This is a genomic window from Exiguobacterium indicum HHS 31, from assembly GCF_001939065.1.
GTDB classification, from domain to species: Bacteria; Bacillota; Bacilli; order Exiguobacteriales; family Exiguobacteriaceae; genus Exiguobacterium_A; species Exiguobacterium_A indicum.
This window is the reverse complement of record NZ_MPSZ01000015.1, coordinates 1-25407: the sequence shown is the minus strand read 5'-3', so window position 1 is coordinate 25407 and position 25407 is coordinate 1. Positions and strand designations below refer to the sequence as shown.

The 25407-nt window shown below is 48.1% G+C and carries 24 protein-coding genes; 8 read left to right on the top strand and 16 right to left on the bottom strand.

The features are described from left to right. Positions 1-10 precede the first annotated feature (10 nt). From rplI to N179_RS16340, 8 genes are all read right to left on the bottom strand, one after another. A complete protein-coding gene (gene rplI / locus N179_RS16375; RefSeq protein ID WP_023469847.1) occupies positions 11-454 on the bottom strand; it encodes a 50S ribosomal protein L9 in 444 nt (147 codons plus the stop codon). Beyond that, complete coding sequence (locus tag N179_RS16370; RefSeq protein WP_035395443.1) at positions 451-2436, bottom strand: DHH family phosphoesterase; 1986 nt, start codon at positions 2434-2436, stop codon at positions 451-453. The genes rplI and N179_RS16370 overlap by 4 nt, the downstream gene beginning before the upstream one ends. 134 nt (positions 2437-2570) lie before the next feature. Continuing rightward, positions 2571-2801 carry a 30S ribosomal protein S18 gene (rpsR, locus tag N179_RS16365; RefSeq protein WP_023469849.1) on the bottom strand — a complete coding sequence of 77 codons (231 nt, stop codon included), beginning with the start codon at positions 2799-2801 and terminating at the stop codon, positions 2571-2573. 44 nt (positions 2802-2845) lie between these two features. Continuing rightward, positions 2846-3364: a single-stranded DNA-binding protein gene (gene ssb, locus N179_RS16360; protein WP_023469850.1), complete on the bottom strand. Its 519-nt coding sequence runs from the start codon at positions 3362-3364 to the stop codon at positions 2846-2848. A gap of 23 nt (positions 3365-3387) precedes the next feature. Next, positions 3388-3675, bottom strand: a complete 288-nt coding sequence (rpsF, locus tag N179_RS16355; protein ID WP_023469851.1) for a 30S ribosomal protein S6 — start codon at positions 3673-3675, stop codon at positions 3388-3390. A gap of 120 nt (positions 3676-3795) precedes the next feature. Then, entirely contained in the window at positions 3796-4896 is a 1101-nt protein-coding gene (ychF, locus tag N179_RS16350) for a redox-regulated ATPase YchF (protein WP_023469852.1), read from the bottom strand. Positions 4897-5124: 228 nt separating this feature from the next. Beyond that, positions 5125-5313, bottom strand: coding sequence for a DUF951 domain-containing protein (locus N179_RS16345; protein ID WP_023469853.1), 189 nt, complete (start codon positions 5311-5313; stop codon positions 5125-5127). After that, positions 5285-6214, bottom strand: coding sequence for a mechanosensitive ion channel family protein (locus N179_RS16340; protein ID WP_023469854.1), 930 nt, complete (start codon positions 6212-6214; stop codon positions 5285-5287). Before N179_RS16340 ends, N179_RS16345 begins: the two co-directional genes overlap by 29 nt. A 182-nt stretch (positions 6215-6396) precedes the next feature. Here N179_RS16340 and yyaC point away from each other — a divergent pair, with 182 nt between their 5' ends. Then, positions 6397-7014 carry a spore protease YyaC gene (yyaC, locus tag N179_RS16335; protein ID WP_034786343.1) on the top strand — a complete coding sequence of 206 codons (618 nt, stop codon included), beginning with the start codon at positions 6397-6399 and terminating at the stop codon, positions 7012-7014. 37 nt (positions 7015-7051) lie between these two features. Here the strand turns inward: yyaC and N179_RS16330 are convergent, their stop codons facing one another. The 8 genes from N179_RS16330 to rpmH form a co-directional block, all read right to left on the bottom strand. Beyond that, entirely contained in the window at positions 7052-7816 is a 765-nt protein-coding gene (locus tag N179_RS16330) for a ParB/RepB/Spo0J family partition protein (RefSeq protein ID WP_023469856.1), read from the bottom strand. Between the two features lie 38 nt (positions 7817-7854). Beyond that, positions 7855-8697, bottom strand: coding sequence for a nucleoid occlusion protein (noc, locus tag N179_RS16325; RefSeq protein ID WP_023469857.1), 843 nt, complete (start codon positions 8695-8697; stop codon positions 7855-7857). Positions 8698-8745: 48 nt separating this feature from the next. Next, on the bottom strand, positions 8746-9462 hold the full coding sequence (rsmG, locus tag N179_RS16320; protein WP_023469858.1) for a 16S rRNA (guanine(527)-N(7))-methyltransferase RsmG: 717 nt from the start codon (positions 9460-9462) through the stop codon (positions 8746-8748). 5 nt (positions 9463-9467) lie between these two features. Next, a complete protein-coding gene (gene mnmG / locus N179_RS16315) occupies positions 9468-11357 on the bottom strand; it encodes a tRNA uridine-5-carboxymethylaminomethyl(34) synthesis enzyme MnmG (protein WP_029343026.1) in 1890 nt (629 codons plus the stop codon). A 43-nt stretch (positions 11358-11400) separates the two neighbouring features. Then, complete coding sequence (mnmE, locus tag N179_RS16310; protein ID WP_075643173.1) at positions 11401-12783, bottom strand: tRNA uridine-5-carboxymethylaminomethyl(34) synthesis GTPase MnmE; 1383 nt, start codon at positions 12781-12783, stop codon at positions 11401-11403. A gap of 147 nt (positions 12784-12930) precedes the next feature. Continuing rightward, positions 12931-13785, bottom strand: a complete 855-nt coding sequence (yidC, locus tag N179_RS16305; RefSeq protein WP_035395434.1) for a membrane protein insertase YidC — start codon at positions 13783-13785, stop codon at positions 12931-12933. A 104-nt stretch (positions 13786-13889) separates the two neighbouring features. Then, a complete protein-coding gene (gene rnpA, locus N179_RS16300) occupies positions 13890-14240 on the bottom strand; it encodes a ribonuclease P protein component (protein ID WP_023469862.1) in 351 nt (116 codons plus the stop codon). 165 nt (positions 14241-14405) lie between these two features. Next, positions 14406-14540: a 50S ribosomal protein L34 gene (gene rpmH / locus N179_RS16295; protein ID WP_012371910.1), complete on the bottom strand. Its 135-nt coding sequence runs from the start codon at positions 14538-14540 to the stop codon at positions 14406-14408. Between the two features lie 737 nt (positions 14541-15277). Here rpmH and dnaA point away from each other — a divergent pair. From dnaA to N179_RS16260, 7 genes are all read left to right on the top strand, one after another. Continuing rightward, entirely contained in the window at positions 15278-16669 is a 1392-nt protein-coding gene (gene dnaA, locus N179_RS16290) for a chromosomal replication initiator protein DnaA (protein WP_023469863.1), read from the top strand. A gap of 191 nt (positions 16670-16860) precedes the next feature. Continuing rightward, positions 16861-17994 carry a DNA polymerase III subunit beta gene (gene dnaN / locus N179_RS16285; RefSeq protein ID WP_023469864.1) on the top strand — a complete coding sequence of 378 codons (1134 nt, stop codon included), beginning with the start codon at positions 16861-16863 and terminating at the stop codon, positions 17992-17994. 161 nt (positions 17995-18155) lie between these two features. Further along, positions 18156-18377, top strand: a complete 222-nt coding sequence (gene yaaA, locus N179_RS16280) for a S4 domain-containing protein YaaA (RefSeq protein WP_023469865.1) — start codon at positions 18156-18158, stop codon at positions 18375-18377. A 1-nt stretch (position 18378) separates the two neighbouring features. Then, entirely contained in the window at positions 18379-19533 is a 1155-nt protein-coding gene (gene recF, locus N179_RS16275) for a DNA replication/repair protein RecF (RefSeq protein WP_023469866.1), read from the top strand. Between the two features lie 10 nt (positions 19534-19543). Next, the gene (gene gyrB, locus N179_RS16270; RefSeq protein ID WP_200864062.1) at positions 19544-21457 is read left to right on the top strand and encodes a DNA topoisomerase (ATP-hydrolyzing) subunit B; all 1914 of its coding nucleotides are present in this window, start codon (positions 19544-19546) and stop codon (positions 21455-21457) included. Positions 21458-21484: 27 nt separating this feature from the next. Next, entirely contained in the window at positions 21485-24097 is a 2613-nt protein-coding gene (gyrA, locus tag N179_RS16265; RefSeq protein ID WP_075643172.1) for a DNA gyrase subunit A, read from the top strand. 101 nt (positions 24098-24198) lie between these two features. Continuing rightward, positions 24199-25242 (top strand): HD-GYP domain-containing protein, encoded by a 1044-nt coding sequence (locus N179_RS16260; RefSeq protein WP_075643171.1) that lies wholly within the window; start codon positions 24199-24201, stop codon positions 25240-25242. Positions 25243-25407 lie beyond the last annotated feature (165 nt).

The window sequence follows — 25407 nt, the reverse complement described above, 5'->3', positions numbered from 1 at the left end:
CCTTTTCTACTCACGCCTCTTTGACCTGAACGTTCAGCGTCGCTGTCACTTCGTTGTGTAGCTTCAATGGTACCTTTGTAAAGCCGAGTGCCTTGATTGGGTGCTCGAGCTCGATTTTACGTTTGTCGATCTTGTAGCCCATGCTCTTGAGCGCTTCCGCGATCTGTTTGCTTGTGACAGAACCGAAGACACGACCGCCTTCACCGGCTTTCGTCGAGACGACGATCGTCTCTTTTTCGATTTTCTCTTTTAACGCTTGTGCGTCAAGCAAGTTCTGTTTCGCTTCTTCTGCTGCTTTACGTTCATGTGCTTCATGTTGCTTCAAGTTGCCAGTCGTCGCAGGACGTGCCAACTTTTTCTTGAAGAGTACGTTATTTGCATAAGCATCGGCCACGTCTTTGACGTCTCCTGCTTTACCTTGTCCTTTTACATCTTGTAAGAAAATAACCTTCATTCTGATTCCTCTCCTTTTGTCTCATCTTCTAGATATTGATCGATCGCTTTACGCAACGCATCCGCGACCGTGACGACCGATTCTGACATCTGTGTCGCCGCGTTCGTCAAGTGACCGCCGCCTCCGAGCGTCTCCATGATCAACTGGACGTTGACTTCCCCAAGTGAACGGGCACTGATCGCAGTCCGTCCGTCTTGAAGTTCCGCAATGACGAAGGCAGCACGAATGCCTTGAAGCGACAACAATTGATCGGCCGCTTGTGCGATCAAGACTTGATCGTGAATGACGCCAGGTTCTGCTGTCGCAATCGCCATCCCTTTCGTATAGACCTCGGACCGCTCGAGGATATGTGACTGCTCAACGTACGTCTCAAGATCCTGACTGAGGAACTCTTGCACGAGCACCGTGTCAGCACCTTGTGAACGCAAGTAAGAGGCAGCATCGAACGTCCGCGAGCCGGTCCGAAGGGCAAAGCCTTTCGTATCGACGATGATTCCGGCAAGTAACGCCGTCGCCTCAAGCATCGATAGCTTCTGATTCGTCGGCTGGTACTCGATCAACTCGGTGACGAGTTCTGACGTCGACGATGCGTAAGGCTCGAGATAAACGAGGACCGCATCTTCGATGAAGTCCTCCCCACGCCGGTGATGATCAATCACGACCATATGCTCGAATCGATCGAGTAACGTCGGCACGACGACGAGCGACGGTTTGTGGGTATCGACGACGACGAGTAACGTCTGATCGTCAATTAACTGATCGGCTTGAAACGCATTGACGAACCGTGTCTCGAGTTGTGGTACTTCAGCGATCTCGTCCATCATCCGGCGAATCCCACGACCGATTTCTTCTGGCGGTAAAACGATATGCGCTTCCTTATCGTTCATTTCCGCAAGCTTCAAAATGCCGATCGCTGATCCGAGTGCATCCATATCCGGATTCTTATGCCCCATGATCAGGACACGGCTCGATTCCTGCATTAAGTCACGAAGCGAGTTGGCAATGACACGTGCTCGGACACGTGTCCGTTTTTCTGTCGGATTCGTCTTGCCGCCATAAAAGCGGACTTTTCCATCGCGTTTGATGACGACTTGGTCGCCTCCCCGTCCTAATGCGAGATCGAGACTCGACTGAGCCATCAGACCAAGCGCCGGAATCGGGTCACTTCCGCAACCAATTCCGATCGATAACGTCAACTGGACACCACGCTGACTCGTCTCTTCGCGCACGGTATCGAGAATCGTGAACTTCGATCGTTCGAGAATCCGAAGATTCTCTTCTGTCGTGACGATGAAGTACCGATCAGATGCGGTTCGTTTGATATACGTTCCGTGTTCGGCTGCCCAGTGATTCAACAGTTGCGTAACTCGGCTGTTCAACTCACTGCGCAACTGATCTTCGATACCTTGTGTCATCTCATCGTAGTTATCGAGATAGATAACGCCGATGACTGTCTGATTATCGACGAGTTGTTGTTCGACTTGTGCTTCTTCTGTCATATCGAACAGATAGAACGTCCGATTCTCATGATTTGAAAAGACGCGATATACGGCATCACCGATTTCAAGCGTCGCTTGGTCCTCGTTCGTCGCGACCATTTCGATGAATAAGGGATCGAGCTCATTGAGCGTCTGTCCCATCGCTACATCATCAAAGATCTCCCGCATCGGATCATTGAACCAGGTGACGAGGGTTTCCTCATCGTATAACAAAATCCCGATTGGCATGTTCGTCAACGCATCTTGTCCCGTCTCCTCGACTTGCATCGAGATTCCGGCGACGTATGCCTCCCATGCCCTGCGTGCACGGCGTTCTTCGAATAGGTGCAATCCGAAGAGGAGGGCAGTCACGACGGCTCCGATAGCAGAGATGATCGGTTCACGTACAGCGACGACGAGAAGCAGACCGACGATTAATAGATACGGAATGAAGCGAACGATGCGTCGTTCTCGTTCCGGTGATACTTGTTGACCTGACTCCATCGTGTCCTCCTTATATGCTCTATAGGGTTCATTTAAATTTTTAGTAACTTGTTTATTATAACCGAAAAGCAGGAGGGGATGAAAGGGAAGCGAAAAAAAGCACCATCCTCACGCATGAGGATGGTGCTACGAAATCAGTCAGCCACGTATGGGATTAAAGCCATTTGACGTGCGCGTTTGATTGCGATTGTAAGTGGACGTTGGTATTTCGCTGAAGTACCAGTCACACGACGTGGAAGAATCTTACCGCGTTCCGAAATGAAACGTTTGAGAAGTTCTACGTCTTTATAATCGATATGAGTGATGTGGTTCGACGTGAAGTAACATACTTTACGACGACGTTTTCCACCTGGACGACGTGCCATGTGATTAACCTCCTTTTTAACTTGGATTTTTCAGGACGATTTCCTTAGAACGGGAGATCGTCGTCTGAAAGGTCGATCGAACTACCGCCGCTGAACGGATCAGCGCCGAAGCCCGAATTCGATGAAGCGGGTGCTGGCGAGGAAGAGTTGTTCTGCTGTTGCTGTGAACCCCATCCTGCAGCATTCCCGTTTCCACCAGTAGATGAAGCGTAGCCTTCGCTACCATCCGAAGAACGGCTCGCGTTACGTGACTCAAGGAAGCGGACGCTATCAGCGACGACTTCCGCACGATAACGGCGTTGCCCTTCTTTATCGTCGTAGCTGCTAATCTGGAGGCGACCCTCTACACCAGCAAGACTACCCTTCTTCAAATACTGAGCAACGTTCTCTGCTTGCTTGCGCCAAACGACGCAATCGATGAAATCAGCTTCTCGCTTCCCATCTTGCCCTGTGAAAGGACGGTCACATGCGAGTGTGAATCGCGTTACCGCAATCCCGCTCTGCGTATAACGCATTTCCGGGTCACGAGTTAACCGACCGACTAAAACGACGCGGTTAATCATCAGAATCACTCTCCTGTTTCAGCTTATTTCTCGTCTTTTGTGATCATTAAGCGAACGATATCGTCACTGATCTTCATGAGACGGTCAAGTTCTTTTGTAGCTGCTGGTTCAGCAGAAACGTTAAGAAGAACGTAGAACCCTTCACGCATATCATTGATTTCGTAAGCGAAACGACGTTTACCCATTTCAGTTGTTTTATCAACTGTACCACCGTTATCAGTGAGGACTTTGTTGAAACGCTCCACTGTTGCTTTGCGTGCTTCCTCATCAAGTTCCGGACGGATGATGTAAAGTACTTCGTATTTACGCATATCTGTCACCTCCTCTTGGACTGGCGGCTCGAATGTTCGAGCAAGGAGCAATAATTCATTACTCACATTCGTTAATACTACCAAAGTATTTTGCTTTATGCAATAACGATTCGATTTCGATTAGACGTTGAAGCGGAATGTGACGACATCGCCGTCTTGGAAGACATATTCCTTACCTTCTGAACGGTAACGTCCTTGTTCCTTGACTGTAGCCATGTTGCCTGCTGCTGCTAAATCTTCGTACGAAACGACTTCTGCACGGATGAATCCACGTTCGAAGTCCGAGTGGATGACACCCGCACATTGCGGAGCTTTCATCCCTTTTTTGAACGTCCAAGCGCGTACTTCTTTTTCACCTGCTGTGAAGTATGTCGCAAGACCAAGCGTGCTGTATGCTGCATGGATCAATTGATCAAGACCTGATTCTTCGATTCCGAGATCGACGAGGAACTCTTGACGTTCTTCTGGCTCAAGCTCTGCAATCTCTTCTTCAATCCGAGCACAGATGACGATGACTTCAGAACCTTCTTTTTCTGCGAATTCGCGTACGAGACGGACGTTTTCGTTATTGTCCGCGTCTGCGACTTCATCTTCGCCAACGTTTGCAACGTAAAGCATCGGTTTCATCGTCAACAATTGGAAGTGTTTGACGAGAGCTGCTTGATCTTCGTTCAATTCAGCGAGACGTGCTGGTTTCTCGTCTTCGAGTAATGCTTGCACGATTTCAAGTGCTTCGAGTTCAGCCGCTGCGTTTTTATCGCGTGACTTGACTTGTTTTTGGACACGCTGAATCCGTTTTTCGACTTGCTCGAGGTCTGCGAGGATCAATTCGAGGTTGATCGTCTCGATGTCATCGATCGGTGAGACTTTTCCGGCCACGTGTGTGATGTTTTCATCGACGAAACAACGCACGACCTGACAGATCGCATCTACCTCACGAATGTTCGCGAGGAATTTATTTCCGAGACCTTCCCCTTTAGACGCTCCTTTTACGATACCTGCAATATCCGTGAATTCGAATGCTGTCGGGATCGTCTTTTTCGGGTTGACGAGTTCCGTCAATTTCCGAAGACGTGCATCTGGTACTTCAACGACACCGACGTTCGGGTCGATCGTTGCGAACGGGTAGTTCGCTGCCTCTACACCTGCTTGTGTGATGGCGTTAAAAAGTGTTGATTTTCCTACGTTTGGTAAGCCAACGATTCCTGCTGTTAATCCCACTTGGAATTCCTCCTTTTCGGTATTTCCTAGGAAATCCGTGCTAGCGGCCGCAGTGGGTAGAATGATTACACCACGTCAGCACATCTTTCACAATTATAGATAGTTCAATTTTTTTAAGCAAGGAGCTCGACCGTCTTTTTTACTCACGTCCTAACCGAACGCAACCGCTCCACTTAAGCAAGACAACAAAAAAGCGAATCTAATCACGAGGATCAGATCCGCTTTTCATTACTCTGGTAAGACTTTTTTCAATCGTTTATCAAAATCACGACGTGGCATCAAAATGCTTGCTCCGCAACCTTGACATTTGATTCGGATATCCATGCCGACCCGAATGATTTGCCATCGGTTCGTACCACATGGATGCTGCTTCTTCATCTCAACATAATCATGGAGTTGATACGTTTTTGGAATCATCCGTTTGTCCACCATTCTTTTGTTCTGGATTCATCATGACCATCCGTGGATACGGGATCTTGATGTTTTCTTCTTCTAGTCCTTGCTTCAATTCCTTCCGGATTAGACGACCGGCTTGGAAATGTTGCATCGGTGGTACTTCTGCCATCAAACGATAGACGACTTCAGAAGGACCAAGCGTCTGGACGCCAAGCATCTGAATCGGTTCGACGAACATATCGACATACTTCTTCGTTGTCCGGTCCGCGATCTCATGCAAGACTTGTTCGACCCGTTCGAGATCTTCGTCATAGGAGACTTGAACATCAACGAGCGCGAAACTGTTGTCGACCGAATAGTTCGTGACTTGCAAAATCTGACCGTTCGGGATGATGTGGATCTCCCCGTTGAGTCCTTTTAGTTTCGTCGTCCGGATTCCAAGTTCCGTTACGACTCCTTCGATCACACCGACGCGTACATAATCTCCGACTTTGAACTGGCGTTCGAAGATGATGAACGCTCCGGTAATGATATCTTGCACCAAGTTCTTCGCACCGAACGAAATCGCAAGACCGGCAATCCCCGCACTGGCGACAAGACCGGTGATGTTGATTCCGAACTGACTGAGTACCGTCAACAACATGACGATTCCGAGCACATAACGAATCGCATTTTGGAGCAACTTCAGTAATGTCTCGTTCTGACGTTGCGCCAAGTAGTCCTGTTCATTGATTTTCCTAATCGTAAAGAGACGCGAGACTGCCCCAGTCAAAACGCGCGTTAACACATAGAACGCCGCGATGATGATGAGCGCAATCAGTAGTTTCATCCCAAAACGAATCCACATATCCGCATCCATTACTTGATTGATTAGTTTATCGACTTGGGCGACGGATTCTTGTACATCTTGATTGGTAGCCATTCTCTCATCCTTTCTTGTTCTCTCTATTACGACAGTATACGTGATTTTAATTGAGTTTCAACCAAAGAGCCGATTTTGACGTTAGATTTTTGGAAAAACCGGGAAAGGAAAATCATCTAAGAACCCTTCACTCTTGCCAATCCACCACGACACCGACACCAAGAGAAGAAAGGATGATTTCGATGAATTTCCGCTTTCATTCGCACGAGCCCAAGCCCTATTCTTTCTTTTTAGAATATACGGAACCGTTCGCGAAAGAACGCTTAGCCGAACAATTATTCGAACAAATCTCCGCAGTCCAGGAAAAACGACCAATCGTACTCGTTTGCATTGGTTCTGATCGTTCGACGGGCGACTCACTCGGTCCACTTGTCGGAACATTCCTTGAAAAACAAGCACCTGCTCATCTCCACGTTTACGGTACACTCGCTAAACCCGTCCATGCACTGAATCTCGCTGAAACGATTCACTCAATCCAAACGACCCATTACCGTCCGCTCGTCATCGCAATTGATGCGTGTCTTGGTCGACTTTCAAGCGTTGGGCACGTCTTCTTCTCGGAAGGTCCACTCGCACCCGGTGCCGGCGTTCAAAAAGAATTGCCTGCGGTCGGTGACTTCAACATTAAGGCTGTCGTTAACGTCAGTGGATTCATGGAGATGATGATTCTCCAAAATACACGGTTACATCTCGTTTATGAACTAGCAGAACTCGTCGCGAACAGTTTCCACATGCTCGATGCGAAACTATCCGCTGAATCGACACGGACGACGATTTCCTTCACGCCCCGTTCGATGTAATGAAAAAGAAGCGAACCGTCACCGGAACGCTTCTTTTTCATTGATCCGATTCAGGTAATAACAAGTCGAGCAACCGATTGAGGTCGTCTTCATCTGCAAAATCAATCTCGAGTTTCCCCGCCTGTTTGCCTTGTTTGATTCGTACCGTCGCCCCGTATTTTTCGCGAAGCGACTCTTCGACGAATTGGACAGCGGTCGCTTGTTGCGGACGGACGGCTTCCTTTCGCTCCCGAAGTGCCTGCTCCAACCGACGGACGTTCCAGTTTTCCGCCATGACGCGTTCTGCCATCTGCTCGATCTTCTTTGGATGCTTCAGCGACAATAGGGCACGGGCATGTCCCATCGATAGCCGCTCATCCATGACGGCTTGTTGAACGAGTAGTGGCAATTGTAGTAACCGAAGACTGTTCGTGATGTGCGAACGACTTTTGCCAACACGCTGCGCAAGCTCTGCTTGCGTAATGCCGAATTCCTCGATCATCTCCGCATACGCCATCGCCTCTTCAATCGCGGATAAATCCGCCCGTTGGATGTTTTCGATCAAAGCGAGCTCCATCACGCGTGTCTCGTCTGCTTCGATCACGAGGACCGGTACACGTTCGAATCCTGCGCGACTCGCTGCTTGATACCGTCGTTCGCCGGCGATGATTTCATAATAGCCATCACGTGGTCGGACGACGATCGGTTGGATCATCCCGTGTCGAACGAGCGATTGGGCTAACTCTTCTAATGCTTTTTCATTGAATCGTTTCCGGGGTTGAGTCGGATTCGGGCGAATCGCCCGAACAGGTAATTCGTTCACTTGCCTTCTCTCCTAAACGTAGCGGAAGGCACGACCGCTTATTCCGGACGTGCCTTCACGATGCGAATCCGCACCTCTACATATTCTTCACAATCGACTTCTTCTTTTTCAATCGTCAATCCGGTTTGCTCGATCATATCGACGGAATCGCGAAGGGTATTTAACGCAATCCGTGTATCGCGAGCAAAGCTCTTATGACGTTTTTTCTTCGGTGGCTGTGGTGTCATCAATCGTTCCACCCGGCGCTCCGTCTCCTTGACGTTCCATTCCCGTTCCAGGATTTCAGCGAGTACCGTTACTTGTAGCGCTTCATCCTTGAGCGGTAATAACGCACGGGCATGACGCTCCGTGATCGTCCGTTGCTTCAACGCTTCCCGGACATCCGTTGGCAATCGAAGCAAACGCAATTTGTTAGCAATCGTCGATTGACTACGTCCGAGCTTACGAGCTAACACTTCTTGCGTGATGTCTTGTAACGCAAGCAAGCGCTCATAGGCTTCTGCTTCTTCGATTGGTGTCAAATCTTCGCGTTGCAGATTTTCAATCAATGCCAGTGAAGCAGTCGTCTCGTCCGTCATCTCTTTGACGATGGCAGGAATCGTTTCCCAGCCAAGCGAGCGCACTGCCCGGTATCGTCGTTCTCCCGCAATGATTTCGTATCCTGTTCCTTGTTTTCGAACGACGATCGGCTGGAGTAATCCATGCTCTTCGATCGTAACGGCTAGCTCTTCAATTCGGTCCCCATCAAACACTGTCCGTGGTTGGAACTGGTTTGCGACAAGTTCTGTCAATGGTAATTCCTGAACCGTCTCTTGTGGGTCAAGCTCGATCGTAGCAGGTTGCCCTCCCTTACCGAGCAGCTTGGCAATTGCATTTCTCACGTTGGCGCACCTCACCTTTATCAGTCATCGTTTCACGTGAAACGGTGTTTAGCTTAATGGATCTTTCGCAGGCGTACCCGCTTTACGCGGATATTTCCCGGGTGTTGTTCGTTTTTTATCTACAATAACGATATTACGCTCACTTTCCTCGCCTGGCAATTGGAACTGGAAACTTTCCCGTAAATTCCCACCGAGTACTTTTAAGGCAATCGCACCATCCTCGAGCTCTTCACTGACTTTCGCTGCCTTCAAGGCAACGAATTGTCCACCGACTTTCGCAAGCGGTAAGCAATATTCCGCGAGAACGGACATCCGGGCGACCGCACGAGCTGTCACGACGTCGAACCGTTCGCGGAATTGTTTATTTTTACCGAACTCTTCGGCGCGTCCATGATGGAACGCGACACCTTCTAGTCCGAGTTCCGTCGCCAAATGATTGAGGAAGCCGATTCGTTTGTTCAGTGAATCGACGATCGTCACTTGGAGATGTGGGAACATGATCTTGATCGGCAGACTTGGGAAACCAGCGCCCGCTCCGACATCACAAACCGTCGTGACCGTCGTGAAATCGAAATAGAACGCTGCTGTGATCGAATCGTAGAAGTGCTTGAGATAGACATCTTCTTCGTCCGTGATCGCTGTCAGGTTCATCTTTTCATTCCACTCGACGAGCAGTTCATAATACCGTTTGAATTGATGCAACTGATGTTCTGAGACTTCAAGTCCCTGTGCTGCCAATGCTGTTACGAATTGCTGTTGGTTCATCTCGTTCACTCCGCAGTCAATGCGTATTGGCCTTGCTCGATGTAGACAAGCAGAATCGAGATATCAGACGGGTTTACCCCTGAGATCCGGGATGCTTGTCCGATCGAGAGCGGACGCACTTGGTTTAGTTTTTGTTTCGCTTCAATCGCTAATCCACTGATCGCATCGTAATCGAGACGATCCGGAATCCGTTTTTGCTCCATCCGCATCATTTTTTCGACTTGATCAAGTTGCTTATCGATGTAGCCGGCATATTTGACTTGGATTTCGACTTGTTCTGCTGCTTCTGCAGACAGTGGTGTTTCCGGTGGTGTCATCTGCGCGATCATCGCATACGTAATTTCCGGGCGTTTCAGCAACGTGATCGCATGCAGCGCTTCCTTGAGTGGTGATGCACCAATTGCTTCTAGCTGTGCATTCACGTCCGCTGTCGCTTTGATGACGACCTTCTCAAGACGTTTCATCTCAAGACGGATTTGTTCTTGTTTATCGAGCAACTTCGCTTGGCGCTCTTCCGAGATCAATCCGAGTTCATGTCCGATTTCCGATAGGCGAAGGTCCGCATTATCATGACGGAGCAACAACCGGTACTCGGCGCGTGACGTCAAGAGACGGTATGGTTCGTTCGTACCTTTCGTGACGAGATCATCGATCATGACACCGATATAGCCTTGTGAACGTGACAAGATAAGTGGTTCTTTGCCTTGGACTTGTAGTCCGGCATTGATCCCTGCCATGATTCCTTGCCCCGCTGCTTCCTCATACCCACTTGTTCCGTTGATTTGACCCGCTGTGAATAAACCCGGAACCCGTTTTGTCTCGAGCGTTGGCCAGAGTTGTGTCGGAACAACGGCATCGTACTCAATCGCATAACCAGGACGCATCATTTCTGAATTCTCAAGCCCTGGAATCGAGCGGAGAATATCGTGTTGAACGTCTTCCGGTAAACTTGTCGATAACCCTTGCACGTAGACTTCTTCCGTATCGCGACCTTCTGGCTCAAGGAAGATTTGGTGACGCGGTTTATCGTTGAACCGGACGACCTTATCTTCGATCGATGGGCAATAACGTGGACCTGTTCCTTTGATCATCCCAGAGAACATTGGTGAGCGGTGCAGGTTCGCATCGATCAACTGATGCGTATACTCCGTCGTATACGTCAACCAGCATGGGATCTGTTCCGTGATCATCTGAGTCGTTTCATGACTAAATGGAAGTGCTACTTCGTCGCCTGGTTGAATCTCCGTCTTCGAGTAATCGATCGTTTTCCCGTCGATTCGCGGTGGTGTACCTGTCTTGAAACGTGCGAGCTCAAATCCGAGTTCTTCAAGATGTTTCGATAGATTGATCGATGGCATCTGATTGTTCGGACCACTCTCGTACGACAATTCACCGATGATGATTTTTCCGCGCATGAACGTTCCTGTCGTGATGATGACCGCTTTCGCCCGGTACTCCGCCCCTGTATTCGTGACGACACCGACGCAACGTCCTTCGTCGTCAATCAATAACCGTTCGACGAGCGCTTGACGTAAAAGCAAATTCGGTTCATCCTCGAGCGCTTTTTTCATTCGGTTTTGGTATTCGAATTTATCCGCCTGTGCCCGTAGTGCTCGCACGGCAGGACCTTTTGATGTGTTTAACATTTTCATTTGAATATACGTTGCATCGATCGCGCGTGCCATTTCGCCACCGAGCGCATCGATTTCCCGGACGACGATTCCTTTTGCAGGACCACCGATCGACGGGTTGCAATACATGAATCCGACCATATCGGGATTCATTGTCAACATGACCGTTTTCGAGCCCATTCGTGCCGCAGCAAGAGAGGCTTCGATGCCGGCATGTCCGGCTCCGACGACGATGACGTCGAATTCACCTGCTTGATAAGCCATAGTACTGGTTCCTCCTTCTTATTCCACACGCAGTCGTCTCGAATTATTTCCCGAGACAGAACTGCGAAAACAACTGATCCAATAAACTATCCTGTGCTGTATCACCATTGATTTCGCCAAGCGTATCCCACGCTCGTCGTAAATCGATCTGTACCATGTCGATCGGCATCGATGCTTCTGCTGCACCGAGAGCATCTTCAATCATTTGACTCGCTCGTTTGATGAGCTGGATGTGACGCGCATTTGAGACGTACGTCATATCCTGACTTTCGACACCCTGTTCAAAGAACAGACTCGCAATCGCTGCTTCGAGATCGTTGACGCCTGCTTCTTCGAGCAAGGATGTCGTGACGATTGGTCGACCATCAGCAAGCTCCGTGACACGCGCTAAGTCAATCTGTTGCGCCAAGTCACTCTTGTTGACGATGATGATCGCGTTCATCCCTTTGATTGCTTCAAACAGCAAGACGTCCTCATCCGTCAGAACATCATTCCCGTTTAGGACGAGTAAGATTAAATCGGCCGTCTTCAAAGCCTGACGCGACTTTTCAACACCCATCCGTTCGACGATATCTTCCGTCTCGCGAATCCCTGCCGTATCAATCAACTTCAACGGTACACCGCGAACATTGACGTACTCCTCGATCGTATCGCGTGTCGTTCCCGCGATATCCGTGACGATGGCCTTTGCTTCTTGCACCAATGTGTTGAGCAAAGACGACTTTCCGACGTTCGGACGACCGATGATCGCTGTGGATAACCCTTCGCGCAAGATTTTTCCTTGGCGTGCCGTTGTTAATAACTCTGCCAAAATCGCGCGGACAGCACCAGCATCACGTTCGACGATCTGTTGCGTCATCTCTTCTGCATCGTATTCCGGGTAATCGATGTTGACTTCGATCGCAGCAATCGTCTGTAACAATTGTTGACGTAAGTCTTGGACGAGTTTTGAGAGACGTCCTTCAATCTGACTGACGGCGACATGCATCGCTCGGTCCGTCTTCGCCCGGATCAGATCCATGACGGCTTCCGCTTGTGATAAATCGATGCGTCCGTTCAAGAACGCACGTTTCGTAAATTCACCAGGTTCCGCCAGCCGGACTTCCGGTTGGGCGAGGATGAGTTCGAGGACACGATTGACCGCGACGACTCCTCCATGACAATTCAATTCGATGACATCTTCACGTGTAAACGTCTTTGGTGCGCGCATGACACTCACCATCACTTCATCGACGACACGGTCCGCCTCATGGTCGACCAATTTCCCGTAATGAATCGTATGGGTTGGTACTTCCGTCAAGCGGTTGCTCCCTTTATAAACACGGTCGGCTACAGCGACTGCATCAGGACCTGATAAGCGCACGATCGCAATCGCCCCTTCTCCCATCGGCGTCGAAATCGCGGCAATCGTATCAAATTCCATCATCCGTTCTTCCACCTCGTTTTTCTTCTGTCTTTTTATGAGTATTTAATCCTTAATCGTTGCAATGGGTATAACGAAACAACTATACACGAAATGACGCAAAAGAAAAAGAGCGACACTCTGTCAAAACAAAGCGTCGCTCTTCACGTATTAGCGTTTCTTTTTCGATTTTTTAGGAGCCGGAGCTGCTTGTGCTGCTTCTTTTTCACGTTTAGCAGCCATTGTTGCTTCCGTCTGCAACTTAATCTTTTCACGCATCGGCTTCATGATGACGATCGTGACGATGATCGAGAAGATGTAACCGACGACCCAGTAAAGCGAAAGGGCAGATGGGAGTGTAACACCCATGATGAAGATCATGATTGGGAAGACGTAGAGCATGATTTTCATTTGTGGATTGTCTTCTTGACCTGCCATCGAGATCTTTTGTTGCAGATACGTCAGTACTGCAGACATGATCGGCAAGATGAAGAATGGATCCGGTTTCCCAAGGTCGAACCAGAGGAACGTATGTTGGAAAATAGCCGGTGTATAAATGATGGCGTTATAGAACGCGATCAAGATCGGCATTTGGATCAAGATCGGTAAACAGCCTGCGAGTGGATTGACGTTGTGCTCTTGGTAGAGCTTCATCATTTCCTGTTGCAATTTCTGTTGCGTCTCTTGGTCTTTTGAGCTGTATTTCTCACGAAGCTTCATCATTTCAGGCTGGATGACTTGCATTCCACCCATACTCTTCGTTTGTTTGATCATCAATGGAAGGATGACAAGACGAACGAGAAGTGTCGTAATGATGATTCCGATACCGTAATCACCGCTAAAGAACTGTGAAATCTCACGAATCAACCACGCCATCGGCCAAACGAAGTAATGTTTCCAAAAACCTTCTGTGTCTGCTGTGATCGGTTCACCTGTACCATACGTGCTAGGTGTACAGCCGGATAATACGATCGCGAGCACGGACATGAGTCCGAGAGTTAACCAAATCTTAGTTCTCTTGTTCATAATTCCTCCTAGAAATTGTTTACGCTTTGTCGAACGCCATCTTCTTCTATAGTAAGGCAAGGAAAGGGAGCGCCGTACAAATCAACAGGATGCATTGCTACGATTCATTTTTTTGATCGCATCCAGACACCGGAACGTTTGAGGACGTGACGGAGACTGTCAGCCACTTCTTGCGCGGTCATCTTCGCGGCCGGATTGCGCGCGATGATCACCAAATCATAATTCGGGGCAATCGAGGCTTCATGCTGCTGGCATGCTTCCCGAAGATACCGTTTCACCTGATTCCGGACGACGGCATTCCCGATTTTCTTACTGACGGATAAACCAACCCGAAAGTGAGTCTGTTGCTCCTTTTTCAAGGCATACACGACAAATTGCCGATTTGCGACAGAGGCTCCTTTAGTAAACACCGCTTGGAACTCCTTGTCTTTCTTGACGCGGTATTCCTTCTTCACCTTATTCACACTCCATCCTGACACTACGAAAATTCGTCGTCTCTCATCATATCATAGAATAAACATGCGACGCGATAGGGCGCATGTGACAAAAGCACGAACACACGAAAAAACATAAAAAAAATCACCTCGGACCATGCCCGAAGTGATGGATGCATCAATGCATTAGACAGTCAAGGCTTTGCGGCCCTTAAGACGGCGAGCAGCCAAGATACGGCGGCCACTCTTCGTAGCCATACGCGCACGGAATCCGTGAACTTTTTTACGCTTACGGTTGTTTGGGTTGAAAGTTGGTTTCATTCGTCTGCACCTCCTTTAAAAGATCTTTATAACCAATTGTTATTTTCTACTTTAAGGCAGTCTTGTACATTATATAAACTGATTGTGGCATTGTCAATGAAAGTTCAGAAGATTTCTTGTCCTGCTTAAGGGAGTTCTAGTTTGAAAACAGGCAATAGGATTCGACTGTGCAAACTCTATTACGCGATAGAATACATATGGGTCATAGAGGGGATGTTTGTAGACTTATCCACCTATCCACAGACTTATCCACATTATCCACACTTTCCGTGGATAACTCTTCACTTTGTCTACGATAGTATTTTTTAAAATCGACGTCAATCCTCGATTTTGGATTTCCTTTTTCCACTTCTTTTGTATTTTGTGAATAACTCTTTTTCAACGCTTCCTCTTTCGAAAAGTTATCCACCTCTTATCCACAATTTATCCACACTATCCACAGCTTGTGGGTAACTACCTGTGGACGGTTTAATTTACTTGTGGATAAATCATTCCAACCATTGCCAGGGCTCATTTCTTTTGATACACTAATTGTGCATAACATGATCCTGATCGTTCAGGACAAAACAAGTTATACACACCCTGTGGATAACTTTATACACAGATTCAACTGCCTGTGGATAACGTTATCCACAGTTTTTACGTTATGGGGATAAGTCGAGTTTCTTCATTAACTTTGTCTGTGTATAAGCCTGTGTACAAAAATTTTCTATCTTGATAAAAAAAGGGGGGTATTTATGAAAAACGCTGCCGAACTTTGGCATAATGTCTTATCTGTGATCGAGGAAGAGGAACGAACACCGAAAGCTAGTTATGATATGTGGTTAAAATCCACAGAAGGCGTCACGTTAAATGGAACGACACTACTCGTTTCAGCACCAGCTGCGTTTACGGTGACATGGCTCGAGCGCCAGTACTTATCTTTACTCGAAGACACAGTTGAGGAAGTAACAGGAAGCCGACTCGATATTCAGTTCATTGAAGAGGGACAAGCGAAGAAAATGCTCGATCGACAAGAAGAGGAACGTGTTGAGGCAACACCGACTCCGAAATCACGTCCATCGAACATGCGGAGACCAACAGAGGAACTGACGATGAGTGAACTCGGACAATTGAATGAGAAGTATACGTTCGATACATTCGTCATCGGATCGGGGAACCGTTTTGCGCATGCCGCTTCACTTGCTGTTGCGGAAGCGCCTGCTAAAGCATACAATCCGCTTTTCATCTATGGTGGCGTTGGTCTTGGCAAAACCCATCTGATGCATGCCATCGGACAGTACGTTCAAGATCAAAATCTCGGGACACGGATTGCCTATGTCTCTTCTGAACGCTTTACGAATGACTTCATTAACTCCATCCGTGATAATAAGACGGTTGAGTTTCGAAATAAATACCGTAACATCGATGTCCTCTTAATTGATGACATCCAGTTCCTTGCGGGCAAAGAACAGACGCAAGAAGAGTTTTTCCACACATTCAATGCCTTGCACAACGACCAAAAACAAATCATCATCTCAAGTGACCGACCACCAAAAGAGATTCCAACGCTTGAAGATCGGCTTCGTTCTCGTTTCGAATGGGGATTAATCACCGACATCACGCCACCGGATCTCGAGACACGGATTGCGATTTTACGGAAAAAGGCGAATGCGGAGCAACTTGACGTCTCAAACGAAGTCATGCTTTACATCGCAAGTCAAATTGATACGAACATTCGGGAGCTCGAAGGGGCGTTGACGCGTGTCATTGCCTATGCGAATCTCGTCGGGCGACCAATCGATCCAAATGTCGCTGCAGAAGCCTTGCATAACATCATGCCGGTCGCTGAACCGCGTAAAGTCACGATTCGTGACATCCAGGAGTCGGTCAGTAAACATTTCAACTTACCGTTTGATGATCTGAAGGCGAAGAAACGGACGAAATCGATTGCCTTCCCACGTCAAATCGCGATGTATCTTTCACGTGAGATGACAGAGAGCTCTTTACCGAAAATCGGAGAGGAATTCGGGGGACGCGACCATACGACCGTCATCCATGCCCATGAAAAGATCAGCATGTTGATCAAATCGGATGGGGAAACGGGAAAAGTCATCGAACAAATCAAACATGAATTGAAGCATTCGTAAAACTGTGGATAAACATGTGGATAAAGTAGGGTAGTTATCCACAACTTATCCACACCGTTTTTGGCTTTATACCAAGTTATCCACCGACTTATCCACACTATCCACAGCCCCTAAGACTATTATTAAAAAAATATATTATTATGTTATGATGGGCGCATGCCCATTATTTTCGAGAGGAGTCTAACGACGATATGCATATCACCATTCAACGCGAAGCTTTAATTCAAGCAGTACAAGATGTAGCCAAAGCGGTCTCATCCCGCACGACGATTCCGATTCTGACAGGAATCAAACTCGAAGCTCATGGAGATGGTATGACGCTGACAGGAAGCGATACAGAAATCTCGATTGAACGGACGATCTATGCAGAAGAGAATGGAACATCCTATGTCACGGTTCACCGTGCTGGTAGTGTCGTCTTGAATGCCCGCTTCTTCGGCGATATCGTCAAAAAGATGCCAAAAGACGAAGTCACACTCGAAGTCTCACCGAACTTCATGACACGGATTCAGTCAGGAACAGCGGAATTCCATTTGAACGGTCTTGATCCAGATGAGTTCCCACGCCTTCCGCAAGTCGATGGGGGACAACGTTTCCGTTTACCGGCTGATCTCTTACGTTCGATGATTCGCCAAACAAGCTTTGCTGTCGCTGTTCAAGAAACACGTCCTGTTCTGACAGGTGTGAACTTCTCAGCTGACAAAGGCATCTTGACGTGTGTCTCAACGGATAGTCACCGTTTAGCCCTTCGTCGTGCTCAGTTTGAGACAGATACAGATATCTCGTTCCAGAACGTCATCGTTCCAGGGAAGAGCTTAAATGAATTATCGAAGTTGCTTGGGGATGGTCATGTGGATATCACGATCACGAACCAACAAATCTTGTTCAAGATGAAACACGTCCTCTTCTTCTCGCGTCTACTCGACGGAAACTATCCGGATACATCACGTTTGATTCCAGAAGAGTACCGGACAGCTGTCCGCATGAATGCGAAAGAATTGCTTCAAGCGATCGATCGCGCGTCGCTGCTTGCACGTGAGGACCGTAACAATGTCATCAAGTTCGCAGCTGAAGGAACGACAGCGGTCGAGATCTCTTCGCATTCACCAGAAGTCGGGAAAGTCTCGGAGCAAGTCAGCATCCTGTCGCTTGAAGGAGAAGAGCTGAAAATCTCGTTCAACTCGAAGTACATGATGGATGCCTTGAAGGCGCTTGACGCGACAGATATCGAAATCCAGTTCACGGGTTCGATTCGTCCATTCATCTTGCATCCAGTCGATCAAGATAACGTCCTGCAACTGATTCTTCCAGTACGGACAGCATAAGCATCAACAGAAAATACGTGACAAGACGGGTTCGATCGTTTCGACATCGGACCCGTCTTTTCGTATACCGTATATACGTTCGGGGATTTTGCTAAATCGTCTAATGTTTAGTACAATAAAGAGTACGTCATTTATAATATGTAGGTAGGAGGAGTCAATCCATGCAAGAAATCAGAATTACAACGGAATACGTCACATTAGGGCAGTTCCTGAAGCTATCGGATATCATCTCAAGCGGAGGACAAGCCAAACCGTTTTTAGCAGAGGTACCGATTCTAGTCAACGGCGAGGTCGATCAGCGACGTGGTCGTAAATTACGGGATGGAGACATCATTGATGTAGAAGACTACGGTCAGTTCATCATCAAGAACGAGGGCAACTAACGTGCGGCTGGATTCAGTCCGACTCAGTCATTATCGCAACTATGACGCACTCGAACTGTCATTCTCCGAAAAAACGAATGTCCTGATTGGTGAAAATGCACAAGGGAAGACGAACTTATTGGAAGCGATCTATGTCCTCGCTCTCGCGAAGTCGCACCGGACGACGCATGACAAGGAACTGATCGGTTGGGACCAGGAAACAGCGCGCGTCGAAGGACGTGTCGTCAAGCGGACCGGCTCCCATGTTCAAGAGATCGTCATCTCGGGTCGCGGGAAAAAAGCAAAGCTGAATCATCTAGAGCAACGACGCTTGAGTGATTATGTCGGGGCACTGAACATCGTTTTATTCGCCCCGGAAGATTTGCATATCGTCAAAGGCAGTCCACAAGTCCGTCGGCGATTTCTCGATATGGAGATCGGTCAAGTCAGTCCGGTCTATCTGCATGAATTGAGCCAGTACCTGAAAGTGTTGAAGCAGCGAAACGCATTGCTGAAACAACTGTCCATGAAGGGAGGAGACGAGACCTTCCTTGATATCTTGACGGAGCAAATGATTACGCTAGCCGTTAAAATCGTTCAGCGCCGCCATCATTTCATGGCCCAGCTCGAAAAATGGGCACGACCGATTCATGACGGAATCAGTCGTGGACAGGAAGAACTCGCGCTCATCTATCGTTCGGACACATTCGGCGACGAATTACTCGATGTCGAAGGAATGACTGCGTCCTACACGCGGAAGTTTGGTAAAATAAAAGAAAATGAAATCCGAAGAGGAGTTACGTTGTTTGGACCACATCGCGATGACTTCGAGATGGAAGTCAATGGACGAAACGTCCAAACGTATGGTTCACAAGGACAACAACGGACAGCAGCTCTCTCGTTAAAGCTTGCGGAGATCGAATTGATTCATGAGGAAGTAGGGGAATATCCACTTCTTCTGCTCGACGATGTCTTATCCGAGCTTGATGATCATCGTCAAACACATTTGCTCGATACGATGCAACAAAAGGTCCAGACGATCCTGACGACGACAAGCGTCGACGGGATTGCGCATGAAACGATCAACCAAGCGAAGTTGTTCCACGTGAAACAAGGGACAGTCGATTTGGAAGAGACATCATATAAAGAAACAGTAGGTGAGAAAACCGATGAGTAATCATGAAGATATGGAATTGGAACAAGGGTACGGTGCCGATCAGATTCAAGTACTTGAAGGATTAGAAGCAGTACGTAAACGTCCAGGGATGTATATCGGCTCGACGGCATCAAAGGGTCTCCATCACCTCGTATGGGAGATCGTCGATAACTCGATCGATGAGGCGCTCGCAGGATACTGTGACACGATCAAGGTCACGATTGAACCAGGAAACTCGATCTTAGTCGAGGATAACGGACGTGGTATTCCAGTCGACATTCAAGAGAAGATGGGTCGTCCTGCCGTTGAAGTCATTTTGACAGTCCTCCATGCCGGTGGTAAGTTCGGCGGCGGCGGATATAAAGTATCGGGCGGATTACACGGTGTTGGGGCTTCGGTCGTTAACGCTCTGTCGACGAAACTTGAAGTGTTCGTCAAACGGAACGAGAAGCTGTATTATCAAGCGTACCATCGCGGTGTACCAGCGCAAGATCTCGAAGTAATCGGAACATCAGAAGAGACAGGAACGACGATTCGTTTCTTCCCAGACGGTGAGATTTTCCAAGAGACGCTCGAGTATGACTATGATTTGCTAGCAACACGCCTTCGCGAGCTTGCTTTCTTGAACAAAGGCCTGAAGATCATCATCACGGATGATCGTGCGGATGAGCCGATGACACGTAGCTTCCACTATGAAGGTGGAATCAAGTCCTACGTCGAGCACTTGAACCGTTCAAAAGAAGTCGTTCATGCGGAACCTGTCTATGTACACGGAACAAAAGATGGCATCGAAGTCGAAGTCGCGCTTCAGTACAACGACGGATTTGCGTCAAACATCTACTCGTTCACGAACAACATCCCGACGCATGAGGGTGGTACGCATGAGACGGGCTTTAAGACAGCTCTGACACGCGTCATCAATGACTATGCGAAAAAGTTCGGTTTGATGAAGGATGCGGACGGTACGTTATCCGGTGAGGACGTACGTGAAGGAATGACCGCGATCGTTTCCGTCAAACACCCGAACCCACAGTTCGAAGGTCAGACGAAAACGAAACTCGGGAACTCCGACGCGCGTACGGTTACGGATTCACTCTTCTCTGGTGCGTTTGAGCAGTTCATGCTCGAAAATCCGACGAACGCACGCGCAATCGTCGAAAAAGGGATGATGGCGTCGCGTGCCCGCATGGCAGCGAAACGCGCCCGTGAACTGACACGCCGTAAAGGTGTTCTCGAAGTGAGCTCGCTTCCAGGTAAACTGGCCGACTGTTCGTCACGTGATGCGTCGATTTCCGAATTGTACATCGTCGAGGGTGACTCGGCGGGTGGTTCTGCGAAATCCGGACGCGATCGTCATTTCCAAGCAATCTTACCGATTCGCGGTAAAATCTTGAACGTTGAGAAAGCACGTCTTGATAAGATTCTCGGAAGCAATGAGATTCGGACGATCATCACGGCACTCGGAACAAGTATCGGTTCTGAGTTCAATATCGAAAAAGCACGCTATCACAAAGTCATCATCATGACCGATGCCGATGTCGATGGTGCCCACATCCGGACACTCTTGTTGACGTTCTTCTACCGTTACATGCGTCCGCTTGTCGAGCATGGGTATGTCTATATCGCTCAGCCACCGCTATACGGGATCAAACAAGGGAAGAACATCACGTACGTGCATAACGAACGTGAATTGACAGAGGCGCTTGCAGCGCTTCCTGAAAACGCACGGTACGACATTCAGCGCTACAAAGGTCTTGGGGAGATGGATCCAGAGCAACTTTGGGAAACGACGATGGATCCAAGTGGTCGTCAAATGTTACGTGTCGAGCTTCAAGATGCGATCGAAGCGGATGAAGTCTTTGATATCTTGATGGGAGATCAAGTCGAACCACGACGCGACTTCATTCAATCACACGCACATTACGTCAAGAACCTGGATATTTAACGCTGAACAGAGAGGGTGGCCAGAAGCATGTCCGAACAAAATCACGGAATCATCAAGGATATTAATATCAGTCAAGAGATGCGTACGTCCTTCATGGACTACGCGATGAGCGTCATCGTCGCACGTGCTCTTCCGGACGTACGGGACGGCTTAAAACCCGGACACCGCCGGATTCTCTATGCGATGAACGACCTCGGTATTCGTGCCGATAAACCACATAAAAAGTCTGCCCGTATCGTCGGGGAAGTCATCGGTAAGTATCACCCGCACGGGGATTCTGCCGTCTATGACACGATGGTCCGCATGGCACAAGACTTCAGCTACCGTTACGAACTCGTCGATGGACACGGAAACTTCGGGTCTGTCGATGGGGACTCGGCGGCTGCGATGCGATATACGGAAGCTCGTATGTCAAAAATCGCGATGGAGATCGTTCGCGATATCAACAAAAACACAGTCGATTTCAAAGATAACTACGATGGTTCGGAACGCGAACCGGAAGTCTTACCGTCACGCTTCCCGAACTTACTCGTCAACGGTTCGAGCGGGATCGCGGTCGGAATGGCAACGAACATTCCACCACATCAGCTTGGCGAAGTCATCGATGGTGTCTTAGCCTTGTCGCACGACCCAGAAATCACGATCCAAGAACTGATGCAGCACATTCCGGGACCTGATTTCCCGACAGCTGGTGAAATTCTTGGTCGGAGCGGGATTCGTCGCGCTTATGAAACAGGACGTGGCTCAATCATCGTCCGTGCGAAAGCAGAAATCGAACAGACGAAGAAAGACCGGGAACGGATCATCGTGACGGAGCTGCCTTATCAAGTCAATAAAGCCCGCCTCGTTGAAAAGATTGCCGATCTCGTTCGCGAGAAAAAGATTGAAGGCATCACCGATTTACGGGATGAGTCAGATCGCCGCGGTATGCGCATCGTCATGGAAGTTCGTCGTGACGCCAATGCGAGCGTCATCTTAAATAACTTGTATAAACAGACGTCGATGCAAACGACGTTTGGTGTCAACATGCTTGCGATCGTCGGCGGACGTCCGAAAACATTGACGCTCAAGGAAATGCTTTATCATTACCTCGAGCATCAAAAAGAAATCGTGCGTCGTCGGACACAGTTCGATCTTGAAAAAGCAGAAGCACGTGAACACTTGCTCGCCGGTCTACGGATTGCACTCGATCATTTGGATGAAGTCATTCAAATCATCCGCGGGAACCGGACAGCGGACGCAGCACGTGAACAGTTGATGGAGCGTTTTGCGTTATCCGAGAAACAATCACAAGCGATTCTCGATATGCGCTTGCAACGCCTGACAGGTCTTGAACGGGAGAAGATCGAAGCAGAGTATGACGAAATCATGCAATTGATCGCGGAACTGAACCGCATCCTTGCGAGTGAGGAAGTCTTGCTTGATTTAATCCGGACAGAGCTCGAGGAGTTGAAAGAACGTTTCAACGACGAACGTCGGACGGAAATCCGCATGGACCACATCGAATTCGAAGATGAAGATTTGATTCCGGAACAGGATATCATCATCACGTTGACAAGCAGTGGCTACATCAAACGGATGACGACGGATTCGTACCGGACACAACGCCGCGGCGGACGTGGGGTTCAAGGAATCGGAACGAACGACGAGGATTACGTCACGCGTCTCTTGTCTTGTTCGACGCACGATACGATTCTATTCTTTACGAACCGCGGAAAAGTCTACCGGATTCGTGGATACGAAGTACCAGAGATGAGCCGGACATCAAAAGGTGTACCGATTATCAACCTCATCCAAATCGAACGCGACGAAAAGGTCGAGACGATGATTCCAGTCAACTTCAAACGTTATCTCGAGGAGCAACAAGCAGCTGAAGCACCTGTCGAGGTGATCGAAGGAGAGATTGAAGAGACGGAAGAAACGCTCGAAACGGAAGAAGTCGTTCAAGATGAGCAAAAATCATTGATCTTCATGACACGTAAAGGACGCGTCAAACGTTCACCGTTGTCTGCGTACGCACGGATCAACAAAAACGGTTTGATCGCGATTCGATTGTTTGAAGACGACGAGTTGACATCGGTTCGTCTCGCATCGACGGACGATGAAGTCTTTGCTGTTTCAACAAGTGGGAAAGCGATTCGTTTCCCAATCACGAATGTCCGCTCGATGGGACGTGGCGCTCGTGGTGTCAAAGCGATGACGTTACGTCCAGACGATTTCGTCGTCGGGATGGAACTTGCACGTGATGCCCAAGATGTTCTTGTCATTACGGAAAAAGGATTCGGTAAACGGACACCGATGACCGAGTTCCGTAGCCAGTCTCGTGGTGGTAAAGGATTGATCGCGAGTAAGGTGACAGAACGCGTCGGTCAAATCGTTGCCATGCGAATCGTTGATGTCGATGATGACATCATGATCATGACAGAGAGCGGTATCGTCATTCGGACAGACTCGCAATACATTTCACGTGTCGGCCGGAATACCCAAGGGGTGAAGGTCATTCGAATCGAAGAAGGTGACCGTGTTGCGACGGTTGCGAAACTGAAACGAGAAGAGACTGATGAAATGGAAGAAGACACTGACATCGTGTCTGAAGAGAATGTAGTCGAATCGGATGCTCCAGAAGAAGCGGAAGAGTAAGCAAGACGTCAGCAAGGAAGCAGCAGAGTGATACTACTCTGCTGCTTTTATCTACATATATAGATAGAAAGAAAATAAAATAAAAAAGGAGACGAAACGATATGCGAGTGGCAAGTAATCAATTACGCATCGGGGATCGTTTAACGGAACCCATCTATTTACATACAGATCATCCAATCGTAGAAGCAGGTAAAAAGATAGGGACGGATGAGTTGCGACGGATTCAACGATTTTTGATTAAAGAAGTCGTCATCGAAGATCGACCGGATCTAATCGAAAGCGAGGAGGTGCAAGCTGAAACCGTAGCGGCTCATACAGAAAATCCGTTTGAAGCATTCATTCGTTCTTACAATAAAGTCTTCATGTCATGGGAACAGGGAATAAAGCCGAATGTGTATGAAGCATTGAGCTGGGTCAAACAGTCCGTTCCAGAACGGATTACGAGACAAGATGTCTTACCATTCTTCCTCGAGCGAGGAACGGAAGCTTATACAGTTCGACATGCCATCTATCGAGGGGCAATTGCGCAAATGCTTGCTGAAGCAGTCGGAAAAGATCGGAAATTAATCCATGAGTTATGGACAGCTTCTTATTTTGCTGACTACGGTCTCGCGCGAATCATGGAATGGCGTCATACGAAACGCTATGAAGCAATGCAACAAGAAATCTTCCACCGGCACCCCGCAATGGCATATCAAGCATTGCAAAAGGAGACGATCATTTCAGATACGGTCAATCGCTTGATTGTTCAACATCATGAACGACTAGATGGAACGGGTTATCCTTTAAAGGTAAAGGGAGATAAGATTACGGATCATAGTCGACTTTTTATTGTGGCAGATGTCTTTGCTGCGATGACAAGTTGGCGTCCATATCGAGAAGCATATACACCGTTTGATGCATACCGTCATTTAAAAGCACGACCGATGCAATATTGCTCGAAGTATGTCCTATTGCTCGGACAGTTACTTTTACCAATCGAAGTCGGTGATCGTGTCCTGATGAGTAATGGAAAGATTGCAACGATCGTTCGAAAGAATACAATTTTTGATCGACCTGTTATTTCATATGAAGAACAAGGACGGATGATAGTCATTGATTTAATGGAAGAACGGCAACATAGCATCATTCAGTTGATGGATTAATAGGAAATACGTAGCCTCTTGAGCCGGAATCGTAAGGTTCAAGAGGCTTATTCATGATTTTAAAAACAATTTTAAAATAAGTGTTGCACAATAATAAAACGCATGATATATTATTACATGTCCTTAACAACGACAAGCGCTTGAAACAAACAAAAAAACAATTTC